Source organism: Pseudoclavibacter sp. VKM Ac-2888 (assembly GCF_015351285.1).
GTDB lineage: Bacteria > Actinomycetota > Actinomycetes > Actinomycetales > Microbacteriaceae > Pseudoclavibacter.
Genome location: NZ_JADKSM010000005.1, coordinates 1 through 18,515, shown reverse-complemented (window position 1 = coordinate 18,515; position 18,515 = coordinate 1). Strand labels below are relative to the sequence as shown.

Annotated in this window: 19 protein-coding genes; 9 read left to right on the top strand and 10 right to left on the bottom strand. The window is 68.3% G+C overall.

Annotated features, from left to right (window positions below; genetic code table 11):
• Positions 1 to 104: 104 nt before the first annotated feature.
• On the bottom strand, positions 105 to 446 hold the full coding sequence (locus tag ITJ61_RS19200) for a tryptophan synthase subunit alpha (RefSeq protein WP_181058043.1): 342 nt from the start codon (positions 444 to 446) through the stop codon (positions 105 to 107).
• 147 nt (positions 447 to 593) lie between these two features.
• Between ITJ61_RS19200 and ITJ61_RS19195 the strand changes: the two genes are divergently transcribed.
• Positions 594 to 2,183 (top strand): sensor histidine kinase, encoded by a 1,590-nt coding sequence (locus tag ITJ61_RS19195; RefSeq protein WP_194687156.1) that lies wholly within the window; start codon positions 594 to 596, stop codon positions 2,181 to 2,183.
• Entirely contained in the window at positions 2,180 to 2,836 is a 657-nt protein-coding gene (locus tag ITJ61_RS19190; protein ID WP_104243351.1) for a response regulator transcription factor, read from the top strand. Before ITJ61_RS19195 ends, ITJ61_RS19190 begins: the two co-directional genes overlap by 4 nt.
• A 123-nt stretch (positions 2,837 to 2,959) precedes the next feature.
• On the opposite strand, the gene ITJ61_RS19185 is transcribed toward ITJ61_RS19190, so the two are convergent.
• The 5 genes from ITJ61_RS19185 to ITJ61_RS19165 all read right to left on the bottom strand — a co-directional run bounded on the left by ITJ61_RS19185 (position 2,960) and on the right by ITJ61_RS19165 (position 6,922).
• On the bottom strand, positions 2,960 to 3,322 hold the full coding sequence (locus ITJ61_RS19185) for a hypothetical protein (protein ID WP_194687155.1): 363 nt from the start codon (positions 3,320 to 3,322) through the stop codon (positions 2,960 to 2,962).
• Positions 3,319 to 4,596 carry an aminoglycoside phosphotransferase family protein gene (locus tag ITJ61_RS19180; protein WP_194687154.1) on the bottom strand — a complete coding sequence of 426 codons (1,278 nt, stop codon included), beginning with the start codon at positions 4,594 to 4,596 and terminating at the stop codon, positions 3,319 to 3,321. The genes ITJ61_RS19185 and ITJ61_RS19180 overlap by 4 nt, the downstream gene beginning before the upstream one ends.
• Positions 4,597 to 4,698: 102 nt before the next feature.
• Entirely contained in the window at positions 4,699 to 5,025 is a 327-nt protein-coding gene (locus ITJ61_RS19175; RefSeq protein WP_146080598.1) for a hypothetical protein, read from the bottom strand.
• 236 nt (positions 5,026 to 5,261) lie between these two features.
• Positions 5,262 to 5,810, bottom strand: coding sequence for a type 1 glutamine amidotransferase domain-containing protein (locus ITJ61_RS19170; protein WP_194687153.1), 549 nt, complete (start codon positions 5,808 to 5,810; stop codon positions 5,262 to 5,264).
• Positions 5,811 to 5,944: 134 nt separating this feature from the next.
• Complete coding sequence (locus tag ITJ61_RS19165; protein ID WP_104341921.1) at positions 5,945 to 6,922, bottom strand: DNA topoisomerase IB; 978 nt, start codon at positions 6,920 to 6,922, stop codon at positions 5,945 to 5,947.
• A 203-nt stretch (positions 6,923 to 7,125) separates the two neighbouring features.
• On the opposite strand from ITJ61_RS19165, the gene ITJ61_RS19160 reads away from it, so the two are divergent.
• The 3 genes from ITJ61_RS19160 to ITJ61_RS19150 all read left to right on the top strand — a co-directional run bounded on the left by ITJ61_RS19160 (position 7,126) and on the right by ITJ61_RS19150 (position 9,259).
• Positions 7,126 to 7,356: a hypothetical protein gene (locus ITJ61_RS19160; protein WP_104243362.1), complete on the top strand. Its 231-nt coding sequence runs from the start codon at positions 7,126 to 7,128 to the stop codon at positions 7,354 to 7,356.
• 279 nt (positions 7,357 to 7,635) lie between these two features.
• Positions 7,636 to 7,872, top strand: a complete 237-nt coding sequence (locus tag ITJ61_RS19155) for a hypothetical protein (RefSeq protein WP_146082017.1) — start codon at positions 7,636 to 7,638, stop codon at positions 7,870 to 7,872.
• 832 nt (positions 7,873 to 8,704) lie between these two features.
• Positions 8,705 to 9,259, top strand: coding sequence for a hypothetical protein (locus ITJ61_RS19150; protein WP_228497237.1), 555 nt, complete (start codon positions 8,705 to 8,707; stop codon positions 9,257 to 9,259).
• Between the two features lie 526 nt (positions 9,260 to 9,785).
• On the opposite strand, the gene ITJ61_RS19145 is transcribed toward ITJ61_RS19150, so the two are convergent.
• The 4 genes from ITJ61_RS19145 to ITJ61_RS19130 all read right to left on the bottom strand — a co-directional run bounded on the left by ITJ61_RS19145 (position 9,786) and on the right by ITJ61_RS19130 (position 15,075).
• Complete coding sequence (locus tag ITJ61_RS19145) at positions 9,786 to 11,507, bottom strand: SDR family oxidoreductase (RefSeq protein WP_194687151.1); 1,722 nt, start codon at positions 11,505 to 11,507, stop codon at positions 9,786 to 9,788.
• A 130-nt stretch (positions 11,508 to 11,637) separates the two neighbouring features.
• Positions 11,638 to 12,630: an anti-sigma factor gene (locus ITJ61_RS19140; protein ID WP_194687150.1), complete on the bottom strand. Its 993-nt coding sequence runs from the start codon at positions 12,628 to 12,630 to the stop codon at positions 11,638 to 11,640.
• Positions 12,627 to 13,184, bottom strand: a complete 558-nt coding sequence (gene sigK / locus ITJ61_RS19135) for an ECF RNA polymerase sigma factor SigK (RefSeq protein ID WP_323744412.1) — start codon at positions 13,182 to 13,184, stop codon at positions 12,627 to 12,629. Before sigK ends, ITJ61_RS19140 begins: the two co-directional genes overlap by 4 nt.
• 94 nt (positions 13,185 to 13,278) lie before the next feature.
• Positions 13,279 to 15,075 carry a cytochrome c biogenesis protein DipZ gene (locus tag ITJ61_RS19130; protein ID WP_104244971.1) on the bottom strand — a complete coding sequence of 599 codons (1,797 nt, stop codon included), beginning with the start codon at positions 15,073 to 15,075 and terminating at the stop codon, positions 13,279 to 13,281.
• Between the two features lie 489 nt (positions 15,076 to 15,564).
• Between ITJ61_RS19130 and ITJ61_RS19125 the strand changes: the two genes are divergently transcribed.
• From ITJ61_RS19125 to ITJ61_RS19110, 4 genes are all read left to right on the top strand, one after another.
• Complete coding sequence (locus ITJ61_RS19125; protein WP_104244973.1) at positions 15,565 to 16,248, top strand: fasciclin domain-containing protein; 684 nt, start codon at positions 15,565 to 15,567, stop codon at positions 16,246 to 16,248.
• 285 nt (positions 16,249 to 16,533) lie between these two features.
• Positions 16,534 to 16,806 (top strand): GlsB/YeaQ/YmgE family stress response membrane protein, encoded by a 273-nt coding sequence (locus ITJ61_RS19120; protein ID WP_104244975.1) that lies wholly within the window; start codon positions 16,534 to 16,536, stop codon positions 16,804 to 16,806.
• Between the two features lie 159 nt (positions 16,807 to 16,965).
• Positions 16,966 to 17,475, top strand: coding sequence for a hypothetical protein (locus ITJ61_RS19115; protein ID WP_194687149.1), 510 nt, complete (start codon positions 16,966 to 16,968; stop codon positions 17,473 to 17,475).
• Between the two features lie 77 nt (positions 17,476 to 17,552).
• Entirely contained in the window at positions 17,553 to 18,341 is a 789-nt protein-coding gene (locus tag ITJ61_RS19110; protein WP_194687148.1) for a potassium channel family protein, read from the top strand.
• The last annotated feature ends 174 nt before the right edge of the window (positions 18,342 to 18,515 follow it).

The window sequence follows — 18,515 nt, the reverse complement described above, 5'->3', positions numbered from 1 at the left end:
CAAGCCTACGGGCAGGGGAAGCTCCGGAGCCGCCGACCGAGCCTGCCGCAACGGGCAGAGCCTCGGCGCACGACGCCCAGGCCCAGCGCCCAGGCCCAGCAGCCTCAGACGGTTCGGGCGTTCCAGCGGTCGCCGAATCGGCTCCTCCCGGCGAGCATGGTCCACACGGTGGGCCCGAGCGGCGGGTACTCGGTCGCGATGCGACGCATGAGCTGCGCGTCATGCTCACCGCTGGAGGGGGCTTCGTCTCCGCCCCGCTCGAGGGCTTCGGCGCGCATGAGCAGCACGACGAGCTCGTCGACCGTCGGCAGCTCCTGCATGAAGCGCCACGGGTCCTCGCCGCGGCGAGCGCGAGCGTAGATCATGGTCTCGCGCTCGTCCTGCGCTTCGGCGCGCAGGACCTCGAGGCTTGCTCGCCTGGTCAGTTCGTAGCGCTCGGTTTCCACTCGACGAGCCTACGCGCCATGCCACCTTCCCGCTGGGGCTTGTGGAGCGGGACCGGGCGGACGAGTGGGGGCCGCACGGGGGCACGGCTGCGTGAGAGTCTTCTCACCTGCCAGGCTCTGGACTCGTGCGCCCCAGATAATCAGTGGATGCAGGTGACCACGGCGGGCGAGGGGCGGCGGGAGGTGCGGCCCCGTGCTTCAGTGCGGGTTCGCATCCTCGCGTCGATCCTGCTCGTCACGATGCTCGGCATGATCGTCGCCGGCGCGACGAGCTACTTCGCGGCCCGCGAACGCGACCTGAGCGGAGTCGATGAACGCCTCGTCGCCCTCGCGGAGAACGTCAGCGGCCTCGTGAGCGGCACGGACGCCGCCGCGCCCACGACGTCGGACCCGGCGGCCCTGGCCGCCCCTGCCCCCGATCCGGCCCGTTCCTTCTCGAGCAGCACCGAAGCCCTCGAGCTGGTCATGCAGCGCTTCGTCCCGGAACGCAACGAGGGCGCCCTCGGGCTGGTCGACGGCGTGCCGACGTTCATCCCGGCGACGCCGACGCCGTTCTCCCTCGCCGAGGTGCCCGGCCTCGTCGAACGAGCCGTGGCGGAGACCGCCGACGGTTCGGTGCGCATGGGCACCTTCGTCGACGGCGCTCTCGCCCTCCGCTACATCGCCGTCCCCTTCACGGTCGGCGACGGCTCGAGCGACGCGCTGTACCTCGCGGCGTACGACCTCCGGGCCGAGCTCGCCGACACCAACAGCACCTTCCAGACGTATGCGATGGTCGCCGTCGCCGCGCTCGCCGCCGTCGGTCTCGTGGGCTGGTCCGTCGCCGGCCGCCTCCTCAGGCCACTCAGGGAGCTGCGAGAGACGGCGGCGTCGATCACGGGCAGCAACAGGTCTGCGCGCATCCCGGTCGTCGGCAACGACGACGTCTCAGCCCTGACCGCGACGATCAACGGCATGCTCGACCGCCTCGACGGCTCGCTCACCTCCCAGCGGCAGCTGCTCGACGACGTCCGTCACGAGCTGAAGACCCCCATCACGATCGTGCGTGGGCACTTCGAGCTCCTCGACCCGAACGACCCTGCCGACACCACGGCGACGGTGGCGCTGGCCCTCGACGAGCTCGACCGCATGAGCGAGCTCATCGACGACATCGAAGCGCTCGCCGTCAGCGAGCAGCAGGGACTCCTGAGCATCGCCCCCTGCGACGTGCTCGAGCTGACGGAGCAGGTCCAGGCGAAGGCGAGCGCCCTCTCGAGCCACGAGTGGGTGCTCGGTCAGACGGCGCCGGTGGTCGTCGACGTCGACGCCCGCCGCCTGACGCAGGCCTGGCTGCAGCTCGCCGACAACGCCGCCAAGTACTCGCCGCCGGGCTCCATGATCGAGCTCGGCAGTCTCGTGGATGCGCGCGGCGAGCTCCGACTCTGGGTACGGGACGAGGGGGTCGGCATCCCCGTCTCCGCGCAGGAGCGCATCTTCGATCGCTTCGGACGGGCCGAGACGGGCCGCAGCCAGACCGGCTCAGGCCTCGGGCTCGCCATCGTGGCGTCGATCGCCCGCGGCCACGGTGGAAGAGTCGAGCTCTCGAGCCAGCCGGGTCTCGGGTCGACCTTCACGATCGTCGTGCCTGCGGACGGCTCACCTGGCCACGACAGCCCCGACAGCCCCGGGGCCAGCGGCTCCGCCGCGTCAGGCGGCGACGCACGGCCCCATCACCCCGAGGAAGAGGACACCGCATGAGCAGAATCCTGGTCGTCGAAGACGAGGCGCGTATCGCCTCGTTCGTCGAGAAGGGCCTGAAATCGGCCGGGTACGCGGTGGCCGTCGCAGCGTCGGGCACCGATGGGTTCGAGCTTGCCCGCGGCGGCGACTTCGACCTCGTGCTCCTCGATGTCGGCCTCCCCGGAATGGACGGCTTCGAGGTCCTTGACCGGCTGCGCGCCGAGGGGCACACGGTCCCGGTCATCATGCTCACGGCCCGCACCTCGGTCGAGTCCACCGTGCGGGGCCTCGACGGGGGCGCCAACGACTACCTCGCGAAGCCGTTCAAGTTCGACGAGCTCCTCGCACGCATCCGGCTTCGGCTCCGGGATTCGGGGCAGGCCGCCAGCACGGAGCTCACCCACGAAGACCTGCTGCTCGACCTCCGCACGCGCCGCGTGCGGGTCGCAGGCACCGACATCGACCTGTCGGCACGCGAGTTCGGGCTCGCCGAGCAGTTCTTCGCCAACCCCGGGCAGGTCCTCAGCCGCGAGCAGCTGCTCAGCAGGGTCTGGGGGTTCGACTTCGACCCGGGCTCGAACGTCGTCGACGTGTACGTGCGCTACCTGCGCGGCAAGATCGGCTCCGAGCGCATCGAGACGGTGCGGGGCATGGGATACCGGCTGCGCTGAAGCGGGCCCCGGCGACCGTCACATCTCCGCGTCGGCGGCGTGCCCAAGCGCAAGGTCCTGCCGCCGTCGGTCCTCGACCTCGCCGTCAATCGTCAGCGTCGTCGTCAGCCCTCAGCCTCGTCGTCAATCCTCGCCGTCGTCGTCGTCATCATCGTCGTCGACTTGGGAGGGGGCCACCGGTTCCACGGGCACCGGCGCCTGGATGCCACCCGTCGGCAGCGACGGCTGGAGCGGGCCCGACGACGGGCTCGGTGTCGGCGAACCGGTCGGCGTCGGCCCCGAGGAGGAGGCCGGCGATGGAGTCACGCTGATCGTCGTCGCCGGCGACTGCTCGCCGACGATCGGTCCGAGGTTGACGACCTCGCCCGGCGAGGAGCGCAACGACGTAGCCTGCGCGAAGGCGACCCCCGCGAGCACGATGGCGAGCGCACCGGCCCCGGCGAGGGCCACGACGAGCCAGCGAGGTCGGGGCTTCTCGGCGCTCATCGTCTCGGTTCCTTCGAGAGGGCACTCGCGAAATCGAGGATGCGATCAGGCAGCGCATCGAGCCCGGTCCCTCCTCGCACGGCAGCCCCGAACGCGTGCGAGAGCAGATGCGTGAGGGCGACCGCGCTGGATCGGATACTCAGGTCGGGGTCGTCCGTGATGAGCCCGGATCCGCCCGGCTGGGTCCAGGTGCTGGCGAACTCGCCCCAGGCGAACCTGACGAGTTCCGCGAGCTCGAACGTGGCCGTGCGCAGCTCCGCTCTCCCGCCGAGATCGTGGGTGAGGGCCGTCACGATGGCGTGCGCGTAGAGCCCGCCGAGGTCGTCGGCGAGGTCGCCCACGCCAGCCGTGTCGATGTCGACGACCCCCGTGATCGAAGTGCCGCCCCCGGGGCGGGCACTCGGCTCGACGAAGATCTGCCCAAGGTGCAGGTCGCCGTGCACCGTGCGCGCTGGCCCCGGCCGCGCTTCGGCGAGCGCTTGGCGGATGTTCACCGCGATCCCATCGATGTCGGCCCGTCGCGCGGGGAGCAGGTCGTGGAGCCGCAGCAGGTACCAGTCGAGCCCCGTCGTGAGGCTCGCACGGGCTCGTCGTGAGACGGGCGCCGCCCCGATCGACGCGACCAGCGACTGCAGTTCCCCCAGGAACTCGAGCCGAGCCTCAGGAGTGTGGGGCACGTGTGCGTCGGCAGGCAGCCCAGGCATTCGCTCCAGTGCGACGAGACCCGCCTCGCTCCATCCGCGGCTGCGTGGAACGGCGACCCCGCCACCCCCGAGCTCCTCGTGGATGCGGTGCAGCGGCTCTGCGTGCCCCGGCCGGACCACCTTGAAGAACAGCGTGCCGTCCGGGCCGGCAAGACGCAGCACTGCTCGGCGCCCTGGCCGGTAGGCGAGCATCTCGAGCTGGCCTTCCCCGACGGCCCCGAAGCGGGCCGCGGTCTCGCGCGCGGAGTCGGGGAACGCCGTCGCGGGAAGGGCAGGCAGGGCCGGGTCGTGCGGGTATCGCCACACCCTCACCTGCTCGCGAGTCACGGGGTTCTGCACCGTGGTCCAGTTCTGCGCTTCGCCCACCGTCGACGCAGCCGCCGGGTTGGTGGCCGTGTCGATGAAGAGACGGATGCGCTCGTCTGGGCCCTGCTGCGAGGCGAGTTCCACGTCGTAACCGGCGAGCACGCCGTCGCCGCTCGGCTCAGCGCAGGCGAGCGTCACCGACGCCACCTCGCGGCCGGTGCCTGTGGCCACGGCCTCGATCACCTGCCTGGCTGCTGCGAACATGCGCTCCCCCTTGCGGGCCCTGTCGTCGGTCCTACCGCTGAACCTACCGGGGCCAGGCCTCCGCAGCCCGGGAACCGATCAGCTTGTGGACAAGGTGACCCGTTAGGCGCTTGGCACCGAGGGCGGCGTCTGCGCCGACACCGGGCTCTGCGCGCTCACTGGGCTCTGCACGGTCGGCGCGCTGAGCGGAGTCTGGGCCGAGACAGGGCTCGGGGAGCTGAAGACCGGTGTCGCGGTGGGCGACGCACTGCTGTCCGTCGTCGGCGAGGCCGAAGCGGTCGGGGGCGTTGACGGCGTCGAGAGGGCGAGCTGCTCGCCCGGCACGTCGCGCAGCTCGAGGGCGTTGGCGACACCCGCGCCGCCGACCGCGAGGATGCCGAGCCCGAGTGCGCTTGCCGAGCCGACGATGATCCAGGTGTTCTTCTTCATGATGCTGCCTCCTGCTGACTGCCGAGCCGCGAGTTCGCCTCGGTAGACCCAAGCTTCGTGAGCGTTCATGAGACGCACAGTGCTCAGGAGATGAGAGCGCCCTCATCATCGGAGACTCTGGCCCCGGACTCCGACGCGGCCCTGCTGCCCAAACGGGCCGAGTGGCACGAGCACGGGTGAGGGGTGGGCGGATGCGCCTGCATCCGCCCACCCCTCACACCGAAGCCCTCAGTGGGTCATGCCGTCTGCCCGCGGTGCTTGCCCTCGGCGATCTCCTCGACGAGCTTCGCGTTGAACGCGGGCAGGTCGTCTGGAGTCCGGCTCGAGACGAGCCCCTGGTCGACGTGGACCTCCTCGTCGACCCACGTCGCCCCGGCATTGGCGAGGTCGGTCTTGAGGCTCGGGAAGCTCGTGAGCGTGCGCCCGTCGAGCACCTTCGCGTCGGTTAGGATCCACGCGCCGTGGCAGATCACCGCAACCGGCTTGTGCGCCTCGAAGAAGTCGCGGGCAAACGAGACGGACGCCTCGTCGAGACGCAGGAGGTCGGCATTGCCGACCCCTCCCGGGAGCACGAGTGCGTCGAAGTCCGCTGCCTTCGCGTCGGCCGAGGAAAGGTCGACGGACTGCTCGTGCCCGTTCTTGCCTGTCACGGTGCCGGACTCGGGCGCGACGAGGGACGCGTCTGCGCCCGCCTCGGTCACGGCGCCCCATGGGCTGGTCAGCTCGCTGTCCTCGAAGTCGTTCGTGAGGAGGAAGGCCACGCGCTTGGTGTCGAGAGTCGTCATTGCTGAGTGTCCTTTCGTCGGGAGAAGTGTGCAGCTCGATCCGGACCAGGGTCCCGGCTCGCAACCGAGCAGGCGTCCACGCTCTCGCACCGACCTCCCCGAACCTTGGACGTCTCGTGTGCGCGCCCTGGCCGTCAGCTGGACGAGCCCAGCAGCAGCTCCCGCAGCGCGGCCTCGCCTGAGCCCCTGCCCACCGCGACGACCCGCCCCTCGTCGTAGGCCTCGATGACGCGCGGATCGATGTAGCTCGACCTCGCGACCGCCGGCGTGTTCCCGAGCAGCTCGGCGGTGTCCCGCACGGCCTGCGCCACCAGCGATTTCCGCTCCCGGACGGTGCCCCCGACCCCCAGCTCGGCGAGCCGACCCGCAGCGAAGACCGTGCCGTGGAGCGTGCGGAAGTCCTTCGCCGTGAACTCGCCCTTCGTGCGCAACCTGATGTCGTCGTTCACCTCTCTGGCCGCGAGTCGCCGCCAAGCCCGCCCGTCCTTCCACGCCAGGATGCGGCGCCCAGGAGAGCCGGCGCCCTTGCGCTCCCCCAGGAACGACACGAGCTCGACATCCTCGATGAGGGCACTCCACGGCACCCCGCTCTTGCCTTTGAACTCAAGCAGCACCTGCTCGTCCTGCAGCAGGATGTGCCTGTTCAGCAAGGTCGTGAGCCCCCGGTGCCCGAACTGCTTCGCCGATCTCTCGCTGCCGACCCGCAGGAACGCCGTGTCGAGGAGCTTGAAGCTCGCGGCGAGCGAGGCATCCCTGCCGGAGCTCGCTGTACGAAGGGCCCTCGTCGCGGAGCGCCGCGCCGAGGGGAGCACCCGGGACAGCTCGAGCGCCCGGTCGAAGGTCACGATCTGCCGCTTCGCCGTCCAGTCGGGATGGTAGATGTACTGGGTTCGGCCGAGCGCATCCACGCCGAGGGCGAGGACATGCGCGTTCTCGTGTGGCGCGATGCGCACGTCCCTCCAGGCCGGTGGGATCGCGAGCGACGCGAGGCGCTCTCGGACTCGCGCGTCGACGATGCGCTCGCCACGCTCGTCGCGGTAGCTGAAGCCATTCCCGGCCGTGTGCCGGGTCCACGCCCCTCCCGAGGGAGTCCACCTTCGCAGTCGAACCATGCCCCTTGGGTAACACCCACCACCCCGTTGTGGCAAGGCTTCAACGCTGAGGATCAGATTGGCGTATTTCTAGGAGGTATCAGCTTCCCTGAGATGTCGTGAGAACTCTCCACAGAACTCAGGGAACATCCCTCAGCGCACATGTCAGTGCGCGAAGATGCGACTATCCGTCTGAGACGGTCGCCAACGACGGCAGGAGCCTCATGCCATTCCCCGTTCCACCTCTCACCGCGACGACGCCCGCCGAGGGCCGCGTCGACCGCCTCTCCGAGAACTCGTACCGGGTCGTCAAAGACGGACGTGTCCTCGGCTTCATCAACAAGATCGACGAGCTCTGCGTGGTCTCGGCGGGGTCCGACCCCGGTGCAGCCTTCGAAGTGCTGCAGACCCGTGACTTCGCGCGCGCCGTCAAGGAGCTCCAAGACCGAGCCTGATCCTTGGAATCCCAGCAGCGCGGCTCAAGGTTTCGTTGGAAGGCAGCGGGCCTCGGAGTCGCGTGCGCCGTCGCTGTCTTGGTCGTGGTGAGCGGATGCTCGCCGACCGGCAGTGCGCCGAGCTCAGAATCCAGCACTGGAACGTTCTCGCCGGTCGCAGCGCCACAGGCTACGGAAAGCCCGGAAGCCTCGGAGGCCTCAACGGCAGAGGACGGCGGGGAGCTCGTCTTCGCCGCCACGGCGGACGACCGCCATTCGTGGATCACCGCTGAGGCCCGCGTGACCGGCGTGACCCGGACGGGCACGTGCGAGTACACCGCGAGCGCCGAGGGCGTCGACACCATCACTCGCACGGCGAAGGCGCTCAGCAGCAACTACGACACGGTGTGCGGTGATATCTCGTTCGAACTCGGGACGCCCGGCACCTACACGGTGACCGTGACTGTCACCGGAGTTACCTCGGAGCCGCTGACGGGGAGCACCGAGGTCGAGTTCCTGGGTTCCACCGCCGGCTGAACGCCCCTTACGGCCTGCACCGCCCGAGGTGCCCGCGCCGCCCACGCCGCCCGCACCGCCCGAGGTGGCGCGCCCTCGCCGCTGCCCCGCTCTCCTCCTCCGCACCCCGGTCGCGTGCCCGTCGCGCCCACGCTCGTGCCCCCGCCCGCAGGCCCGGGGCTAACGCACCGCGCTCCCGCTCGCAGACCTGGGACTAGCGCACCGCGCACGGGCCAAACGGATGCGCAACCCCCGGGTCTGTCCGCGCCCAGGGGCCGAGCTCCACTGTGTTGTCACAGGTGCGCCGATCCTGGAGTTCTCCACAGCCTGTTCGCGGGGTCGCGCGCGGGCGACACCGCGCACGTAGCGTCGCCGTGTGGCTCCTCCAGACAGACTTCCGCGTTTTCGCGACCAGCTTCCACCCGAACTCCGGGGCAAGAGCTTCACGGTGGCGGATGCGCAAGACCTGGGTGTGGGCAGGGGCCGGCTGAGGAACCCGGGGCTGGCGAGACCCTTTCGTGGCGTTCGCGGCGATAGTGGCGCAACAGATCCGGCTGACGAACAAGAGTCGACCTCGGCAGCGATTCGCCGGCAGCTCCGAGCCCGTGATCTGCAGTACGCGCCGCTCCTCAAGGAAGCGCACGCCTACGGCGCAGTCTCCGCAGCGCGGATCCTTGGCCTGCCGCTGCCGCTGCAGCTCCTCCGGGATCCGCGCGTCCATCTCGTCGTCCCTGACGGCACGAACGTGCCGCGGCGCCCAGGAGTCACCACCAGAATCGTCCCAGCACGGCTCTGGCGCACGTTCACGTTCGCTGGCGTCGCGCTGCCCCATCCCGCGCTCCTCTACGGCCTGATGAGTCGCGACCTCCTGCGCTCGAACGCCGCCTCAGCGCGGCCGGACCTCCTCGGCTTCGGGGACGCGCTTGTCAGCGGGGCCGAGAACTACCCGAACCGCCGCTGGCACGGAACCCTCGAGACGCCCGATGTCCTGCAACGCTTCGTGGCCGAGTGGTCGCCCGGGTTCGGCGCTGCCCTGCTCCGCGAGATGACGCCGCAGATTCGCGAGAAAGTCGAGTCGCCGTACGAGAGTCTCCTGCGCTTCGTGCTCCACGACTCCGGATATCCGGAACTCACCGTTCAGCACTCTCTGCGTGTCCGAGGGAAGCAAGTCGCGCGCCCTGATTGCGCTGATCTCGAGGCGAAGATCGCCTACGACTTCGAGGGGCTCGGTCATCTGGTGAGTCCGACGCAGTGGAGACGCGACATCCAGCGCGTTCGCCAGGTCACCAATCTGGGCTGGCATTCCGAGCGGCTCACCATCTCAGACCTCTGGCCGGACCCCAGTGCATTCCTTGCGCACGCGCACGCCCTGCGAGAGCGCCGGCTGCGCATGCTCGGCAAGCTGTGACGCCGAGCAGCCCCTGCTGACTCGAGGGCCGAAAGCCGAGGGCCGCGGCACAGACCTGGGGCTCGCGCACGCTCCCAGCCCCGCGGAGGTGTCTCCTCCCCAGGTCTGCGCGCGCCAGTCACAGACCCGGGGCTGACGCACGCGCCCAGCCCAACGGAGGTGCCTCCTCCCCACGTCTGCACCCGCGCCAGCGGCAAACCTGGGGCTGACGCATCCGTGACGCGCGCGGCGGATGCAGAACCCCCAGGTCTGCGCGCGCCAGTCACAGACCCGGGGCTGACGCACGCGCCCAGCCCAACGGAGGTGCCTCCTCCCCACGTCTGCACCCGCGCCAGCGGCAAACCTGGGGCTAACGCATCCGCAACGCGCTCGGCGGATGCACAACCCACAGGTCTGCGCGCGCCAGTCACAGACCCGGGGCTAACGCATCCTGACGCGCTCGGCGGATGCACAACCCCCAGGTCTGCGCGCGGGGACGGCGCAGGAGGGCTGGGCGGGTAGGGAGACTGAGAGCGGGCGGGCTTGCTCAGTCCTCCGCGTTCGCGTTCGCGCTTGCCGTCGCCACGATGCGGGACGCCATGGTCGCGAAGATGAACCCGTGGAAGGGGAACACGGCTGCCCAGTACAGGCGGCCGAGGAGACCCTGCGGGAAGTAGACGGCGCGCTGCTCGTAGCGGGAGCGGATGCGCTCCCCGTCCTTCAGCTCGTCGCCGCGCGCATCCGACTCGCTGTCTCCGTCGCCGACCGGCATGGCCCGCATCTCGAGCCACGCGAGCCCGGGGACGCGCATCTCGGCCCGAAGCCTCAGGAGCGAGCCGTGCTCGCCGCCGCGTTCGATGGTCTCGACGCGCCAGAAGTCGAGTGCGTCACCGACTGCGAGACGGTCCGGGTTGGTGCGACCACGACGCAGCCCGACCCCGCCGACGAGCTTGTCCATGACGCCGCGAGCCCCCCAGAGCAGCTTCGACGAGTACCAGCCGTTGTCACCGCCGATGCCCTCGATGACGCGGAACAGCTCCTCGGGTGAGACCGTGCTCTCCTTCGACTGCTCATCGGTGAAGACCGTCTGCCCCGCCCAGTCCGGGTCGGCGGGCAGCGGGTCGCTTGGCGCGCTGTGGACGTTCGCGTCCCGCCAGCTCGTCTCCGTGGCTCGCTGCTTCTCCCGGCCGAGGGCCAGCTCGACGGCCCGCAGGTAGGTCGTGAGGCCGCCCTCGGGCGGCGGGATGAGCGCATCCACGTCGCGGTTCTTGACGACGCACTCGTTCTGCAGCGACTCGACGAGGGGCCGGGCGATGGACTTCGGAATCGGGGTCACGAGGTTCACCCAGCGAGACGCGAGGCCTGGCGTGAAGACGGGCAGCGAAGCGATGGCCCGTTGACGCAGGCCGGCCTTCACGGCGTACCCGTTCATCATCTGCCCGTACCTGAGCACGTCGGGGCCTCCGATGTCGAGCGGCCGGTTCTCGTCTCCTTCGATGCGGGCGGCACCAAGCAGGTAGTGGAGGACATCGCGGACGGCGATGGGCTGGATGTGGTTGCGCACCCACTGCGGGGCAGGCATGTAGGGCAGCACCTCGGTGAGGTGCCGAACCATCTCGAAGGACGCGGAGCCGGAGCCGATGACGATGCCGGCCTGCAGGACGATGGTCGGGACGGGCGACTTCAGGAAGACCTCGCCGACCTCCTTGCGGGAGCGGAGGTGCTTCGAGAGCTTCGCGTCGTCAGGGTGCAGGCCTCCCAGATAGACGATGCGGGAGACGCCGGCCTTCGCGGCTTGCTCCGCCACGTTCTCGGCGAGCTGCAGGTCGGTGCGTTCGAAGTCGGACCCGGACCCCATGGCGTGGACGAGGTAGTAGACGACGTCGATGTCCTGCATGGCCTCGCCGACGGCCTTCGGGTCGTCCGCGTCGCCCACGACCACGTCGACGTGGTCTCCCCAGTCGTACGCGGCGACGCGGCCGGCGTTGCGGGCCAGCACCCGCACCCGGTAGCCGGCGGTGACGAGCCTCGGCACGAGGCGGCCTCCCAGGTAGCCGGTCGATCCGAAGACGAGCACTCTCGGCGCCGAGCCGTCCGCTCGAGGAACGGCCTTGAGCGCCGGCTCGTTGCCCGTCGGGGCTGGCGTAGCGGGCGTGCTGCTGTTGGCCGGAGCGTGTCCGGTGGTGAAGTCGCTGCCGGACGAAGACGTCGTGCTGTGCTTCGCGGACTCGCTGGCTTGGGCGTTTGGGGGCGTGCCTGGTGATGCCATGCTCGCGAGGCTATTGCCCCTGTCTGATCGCAAGATGATGGGTTGACAAAGCGGCACGACAGAGCCCCCGAGGGACATGCCGCTCGGGGGCTCTGAGGTCGATCTTCGTCGTTCTTCTCGGCGGTGCGCTCTAGCTCTGCACGACCGCGACCGGGTCGGTCGTCGGCAGGCCCGTCGCGGATCCGCCCTTCGACTCGACCGTGAGGCCGACGGCCATGCCTGGCGTGAATGTTCCGTCGAGCACCTTCACTGCGGGTGCGCCGTCGGCCATGGTCAGGACCCCGGCGGGTGCGGGACCTTCCCCGTCGATGTACCAGAGCTCGTAGTCGTTCTCTTCGGGCAACTGGGCCATGCCGTCCGCGACGACCGCGGACTTGCCGAGCTCCTGCGACCAGTAGACCGTGACGGTTCCGCCGCCGGCCGCCTCGGTGCGAGCACTGTCGACGTCGGGGGCGGCGAGGATGAGCGCCACGTCGCCGTCGGCAACGGACGGCTCCTGCGAGTCCTGCCCGAACCCGCCGAAGGCGAGGCCTCCGCCGAGGAACAGGCCGACGGCGAGGACAACCGCGGCAGTCGCGGCGAACATGGCTTGGGCGCTGCTGCGGAACCAGCGGCCGCGGGCTCGTGTCTCCACGGGCCCGAAGTCGTCGTCTCCGGTCGAGGTGCTCGAGGCTCCACCGCCGACGGCGACAGTACGTCGTTCGTCGTCAGCGTCGCGCTCGTCGGCGTCGTTCTTGGGCTCCGGCGCGAGAGACAGCCTGGGCCGTCCCTCCCCTTCGGCGTCCCGCGGAGCAGCGTCGGCAGGTGCCGACGGCGTGCCGGCGTCGGAGGCTCCCGCGGGGGCCGCGGACTCCTTCTCTCCGCCGACCGGGTTCTGCTGCGGGAAGCTGTCGAGCTTCGCGAACAGCGACCCCTTCATGGATGCAGGAGGACGCACCGGGGAGACTGCGAGCGCGAGCTGCACTGCGGCCTCCTGGTAGCTCTCGAACTCCTCCGAGAGCTCGCCGTCTTCCAGCAGCTTGCTCAACAGTGCGCGGTCTGCGGCATCGTCGAAGTCGTTGGCGGAGAGCGCCTCTGCAGCAAGCAGCTGCTCGAGCTCCTCACGTTCCTGTTCGTAACTCATGACACCACCCCCAACTCGCGACGCAACCGATTCATTCCGTCTCTGATCCTTGTCTTCACCGTGCCGAGAGGCACCCCGAGCCGTTCCGCGATCTCACTCTGGGTGAGACCCCCGTAGTAGGCCAGGGTGACCGCCTCCCGCTGCTGATCGCTGAGCGCGCTGAGTGCCTTCTGGGCCCTCTTGTGCTCGATGCTGATCTCAGCGGACTCGGCGACGTCGTCGCGTTCCCCTTCGAAGTCCCGTGCCCCGATCTTCAGGTCACGGTCCTTCGATGCCTGGGATGCACGCACCCGGTCGATGGCTCTGCGGTGCGCGACAGTCAGCATCCATGTGGTCGCCTTGCCCTTGCTCGGCGAATACGATGCGGCGGTCTGCCAGATCTCGAGCAGCACCTCTTGGGCGACCTCTTCGGACTGCGCCTGGTCGACAAGCACTCGCCTGATGAGTCCGAGGACACGTGGTGCCATGAGGTCGTAGAGGGTCGAGAAGGCTTCCTTGCTTCCTGTAGCGGTGCGCACGAGAAGGTCCTCTATCTCTCCGATGGCTTCGCTCACAAGTTCAGCTTGCCATCTCGCGAACGTTTCGCGAAGTTCGTTGACTTCGTGTTGGGTTCCTGGGAAGTGCGTTGCTGGGACGTTCGGCCTGGTCTCAACCGAAGGTGAATGAGTAAGCATCCACGCCACCCCCCAGCGTCACGGTCAGTTCTCCCTGCTTGCTCTGGTCCCCTTCGAAGAGGAGGTAGGAGCCCGGGTTGCCTTCGACTTGGATCTCTCGGGGGCCGGTGCCGTCGTCGACGGTCACTGTTCCGGAGCCGCCGAGCACCATGCGGATGGTCGAGGCGGTGTAGGAGAGCTTGATCTTTCCTCCGTCGTCGCTTCGGATGCCCTGCGAGTCGAGGTTGAAGTCACCGTCGAGCGAGAAGGTGTCCTGCTGCTGCTGCGCGGGGAACGTGAAGCTGCGGTCGCCCTGGCCGTACTCGCCTTCACCTGCGTAGTTGACGACCTTCGTCGGCATCAGGTAGGTCTCTGGTGTCGTGCTTCCGAGTTCCGGCGTGGTGTCCGAGGTGTCGGTCTCGCCGGGGAGCTGCACGTCCGGGTTCGCTTCCTTGAGGAGGTCGCGGATCTGGGCCTCGGTCTCGGCGTATCCGCCTTCACCGAAGTGGATGGCACGGACGGTTCCCGTTGCGTCGATCAGGTAGTGGGCTGGCCAGTACCTGTTGCGGTAGTTGGTCCAGGTGCCCAGGTTGTTGTCGAGGGCGACGGGGTATTCGATGCCGAACTCGTCGATCGCGTTGGCGACGTTCGAGGCTTCCTTCTCGAAGGCGTACTCAGGAGAGTGGATGCCGATCACCTGGAGGCCGGCGTCCTTGTACGCCTGGTCCCATGCGGTGACGTGCGGGATGGAGCGGATGCAGTTGATGCAGGAGTAGGCCCAGAAGTCGATGAGGACGACCTTGCCCTCAGAGGCCTCCGCAGCGAGCTGCACCGCTTCGCCGTCAGGGGTGTTCATCCACTCCTGGATGTCGAGGATCTCTGGGGCAGGACCGCAGTCGCCGAGCTCCGGGTCGCCGGGCGTGCAGTTGGTGAGCTGCTCGTTCTGGTCGTTGACCAGGCCACCGAAGGCGAGCGCCTCCTCGACCTGCTCGTTGGAGTTGAACTGCTCCTGGAGGCCGGCCGTGTAGTCCGGCACGAGGCGCTGGAGGATCTGCGGGAGGTTGAAGACGAGTCCGATCGCGAGGGCGATCATGACGACACCTGCAGTGATGCGGATGCCGCGCTGGTGCTTGCGGAACGACTTGACTCGCTCGCCGACGCGACGTCCGGCGAGGGCGAAGATGAGGAGCGGGATCGCGGCGCCGATGCCGAACGTCACCGTGAGGATGACGGTCTCGATTCCGATCTGACCGGTCGAGCCGGCAACCGTGATGGCTGCGAGCACTGGGCCGGCGCACGGCACGTAGACGGCGCCGAGCGCGATGCCGAGGAGGAAGCCGCCGCGGTCGGTGTTGACCTGCTTCTGCGGGATCCAGGAGAACGGCTTCTCGAGGAGGTGCTCGAACTTCGGCACGATGAGGCCGACGCCGATGAGGACAAGCACGATGATGCCTGCCCAGCGCAGCACGTCCTGGGGGAGCCCGAGGAGGCTGAGGAGCAGCGAGCCGAGCAGCGTGAAGACGCTGAAGCTCGTAACGAGGCCCAGGATGACGAGGTACGGCCGGGCGGATGCGCGCCGCTTCGTCGTGCGCTCGCTCTTGACTCTCGTCTTGAGCGCGCCCTCGTCAGGCCCTTCGGCCCCGGGATCCTGAGCCTCGGCCTGCATCTCCTCGTCGCTGCGTGCACCCTGCACGCCGCCCGAGAAGAAGATGACGGGTAACACGGGAAGGATGCACGGGGAGATTCCCGTGATGAGGCCTCCGAGGAAGCCTATGAGTCCTAGCGAGATCATGTTGCGCTCCCTGAAGCATGGTTGTCAGGCGGACGTTCATGCCTGTGCACTGCATTCGGAGCCGTGTGCCTATCGGTTTGTCGTTTCCGCGTATTCGATGCGCTCGATCCGCGCTGTCCACCGGACGACGGCGCGAGAGCAGTCCGAGGAAGCAACCGGCTGACGCTCCTTCCCGGCCAGACGTTCGGCGAGCAGTGGGAGACACACGCCTATATAAGGTGTCCACGCCGCGCTCAGCTCTCCGGATCAGTGCCGCACTCTGCGCCCCGCACGCCCCACAGCCGGGCAGCTCCACGGCCGCCATGAGCGCTGCCAGCTGAAACCGCGCATCACGTTTGGGCCCGAGATCCCCGGAATGACGGGCATGTGGGGGTCGCCGAAGTTTTATTCCGAACTTTTCCAATCCGCTTCAGGAGGGCCTCCGAATGCCTTTGTGAACCGCAACGGATGCGGCTCCGGCCCCCCGGCCGAGAAATGAGGAGTGAAGTTATGCGCACTATCACCAGGAAGGGCTCACTCGCCCTCCTCTCGCTGGCGGCCATCTCGACCTTCGGCCTGGCAGCCTGCTCGAACTCGGCCCCCATGGCTGAGACCGACGCCTCCACGGAAGCCTCCCCCATGGAGACTGCAATGGAGACGCCTATGGAAACCACCATGGAGACGATGGACCCAGCAGCCAACCTCGTCGGATCCGGCTGCGCCGACTACGCAGCTCAGGTTCCGGACGGAGCAGGCTCTGTCCAGGGCATGTCCCAGGACCCGGTCGCAGTTGCGGCTTCCAACAACCCGCTGCTCACGCAGCTCACGGCGGCTGTCTCCGGCCAGCTCAACCCCGATGTTGACCTCGTCTCGACGCTGAACGGCGGAGAGTTCACGGTCTTCGCACCGGTCGATGAGGCCTTCGGCAAGATCGATGCAGGAACGATCGACACGCTCAAGACCGACGCCGACCTCCTCTCGGGGATCCTCACCTACCACGTGGTTGAGGGACAGATCCTGCCTGACGAGATCGCTGGCGACCACAAGACCGTCCAGGGCGAGAACGTCACCGTCACCGGTGAGGGCGACAACCTCATGGTCGGCGACGCCAAGGTCATCTGCGGTGGAGTCCAGACCGCCAACGCAACCGTCTACCTGATCGACTCGGTGCTCATGCCGCCGTCGATGATGTAAGACAAACGCATCTAGCACGACAAACAGATATGGCCCCGGATCTTGCATCCGGGGCCTTTATCTGATTGCTTTTCGGCCCAGCACTTTCAGTGTTGCGCGAATATCACAGCGAGGGCACGGATTTCCGTGGATTCCCGCACAGGATTTCGTTATATGGATATCCGGGGGCCACAATGGGTTGTCCGGTTAAAGACGCGGCAGTGCCAACTGAGTGCCACAAGCGCCACAGGGGAAGCCATCGTCCGACACCGGCGACTACAGTCAACATCGAACTCTGGAGCTCTCATGGGATTCCTCGCATTCCTTCTTCTCGGACTCATCGCCGGGGCCATCGCGAAGCTCATCCTGCCCGGCAAGCAGGCTGGCGGCTGGATCGCTACCCTCATCCTCGGCGTCGTCGGCGCACTGCTCGGCGGCTGGATCGGCGGCATGCTCTTCGGTGAGGGCGTTGACGCGTTCTTCTCGCTCAGCAGCTGGCTCCTGGCCATCGGTGGCTCGCTCATCGTTCTCCTCATCTGGGGATTCATCACGAGCCGCAGCAGCAGGAACAAGGCGTAATACGCGCTCGCACGACCAAGGCTTCGGGCCCCGGCATCTTTGCCGGGGTCCGCTGTCGTCTCCGAGACGGTACGAGGAGCCAACACCCCTCCCATCCCCGCGCCAGAGGGGGGATCCGGACAAAGACCCCGTGACCATCTGGGAGCTCAGGAGGTGCCCGTGAACTACCCCGCGGGCGATCGTTCGCAACGATCGCATCAAGCCGGACGTGTTCGCGTCCGCGTGATCCACCCCGGCGCTCACGCGGTGCGCCTCGAGGGCCCAGCGGGCGAGCTCACGGATGAGGTCGTCCTGCTCATCTCACGCACGGGCTCCGTCGCGAGCAGCCAGGGGACGCGCTCGACGACCCTCGACCCGCTCGATGCGACCTTCGTGTTGAACTCTGCACCGCACACCCACCGACTGCAGGCCGACTCGATCCTGCACTGCTTCACGATTCCCCGTGAGCAGCTCATGCCCGCGAGCACGGACGCAGGCAGACTGTCGACGTCCCGAGCTGGCAGCAGGACACCACTCCAGCACTCGGCGGCCGCATTTCTCACCGCGTATTGCGATTCGTTGCTCGCCGGCTCGGACGCCCACCCGCAGGACGAGGCGACGCTCGTGCGACTCGCAGCAGTGCTGATCCTCGGAGACAACGATGACCGGGACCAGGACCCGCAGCGCTAAGCAATGACCGGGCTTCCGCTTCCCGCCGCCAGAGCTTCCTGCTCGCGGCGCGGACCCTCCTGTGGTTCGCTCGAGGTATGACGTCCAGCACGAGCAGCAGCAACGACCAGCGTCCGAGTCACGACGATCAAGCGCCTGCTGAGCGGCGAGGTTCGGCACGTGCCGAGGCCCGCTGGCGGGCGCTGGCACGTTGGGAGCACTCCACGTCGCTGCCGATGTTCGTGGTCGCGGTCGTGTTCTTCGCGGCGTCATCGCTCCTGCTCATCGACGTGCAGCTGAGCGCGGACGCGCAGAGCCAGCTCACGAGCGTCGTCTCGGTCAGCTGGACCCTCTTCATCGTCGAGTTCCTGATCCGCCTCGTGATCAGCCCGGTGAAGCTCACCTTCGTGCGTTCGCGCTGGTTCGACCTGCTGTCGCTGTTCGTCGTCGTGTTGCGGCCGTTCCTCATCGTCACGTACCTCTGGCGCCTGCCGTTCTTTCGCCGCGGTGGCCCTCGGGCGAAGCGAACCCGCAATGTCCTCGCGGTGTCGATCGCGTCGCTCCTGTACGTGTACACCGCGTCGCTCGGCGTGTACCTCGTCGAGCACAAGACGCCCGGGGCGTCGATCGTGAGCATGGGAGATGCGCTGTGGTGGGGGTTCACGACGATCACGACGGTCGGCTACGGCGACTTCACGCCCGTGACGCTCGCCGGCCGCGCCCTGGCCGTCTCGCTCATGGTGTCCGGCGTGCTCATCGTCGGGTTCGTGAGCGCGACCATCATGTCGGCGATTCGCGAAGACGCGCAGACCATCGCGGCGAAGCTCACGACGAAGGCGCCCGACGTCGAGGCCGGCGGCTCCCACCATGAACAGGCTGCGCGCTGACCAACCGCTGCGCGCGCCCCGCCCGTCCAGGCGTCTGGACGATTTTGCGCAACAAAAAAGCCGGGGTCGGTCATCGAGGAGCATCTCTGCTCACTCGACAACCAACCCCGGCTTATGAAGAAGTCCGGCGGTGACCTACTCTCCCACAGGGTCCCCCCTGCAGTACCATCGGCG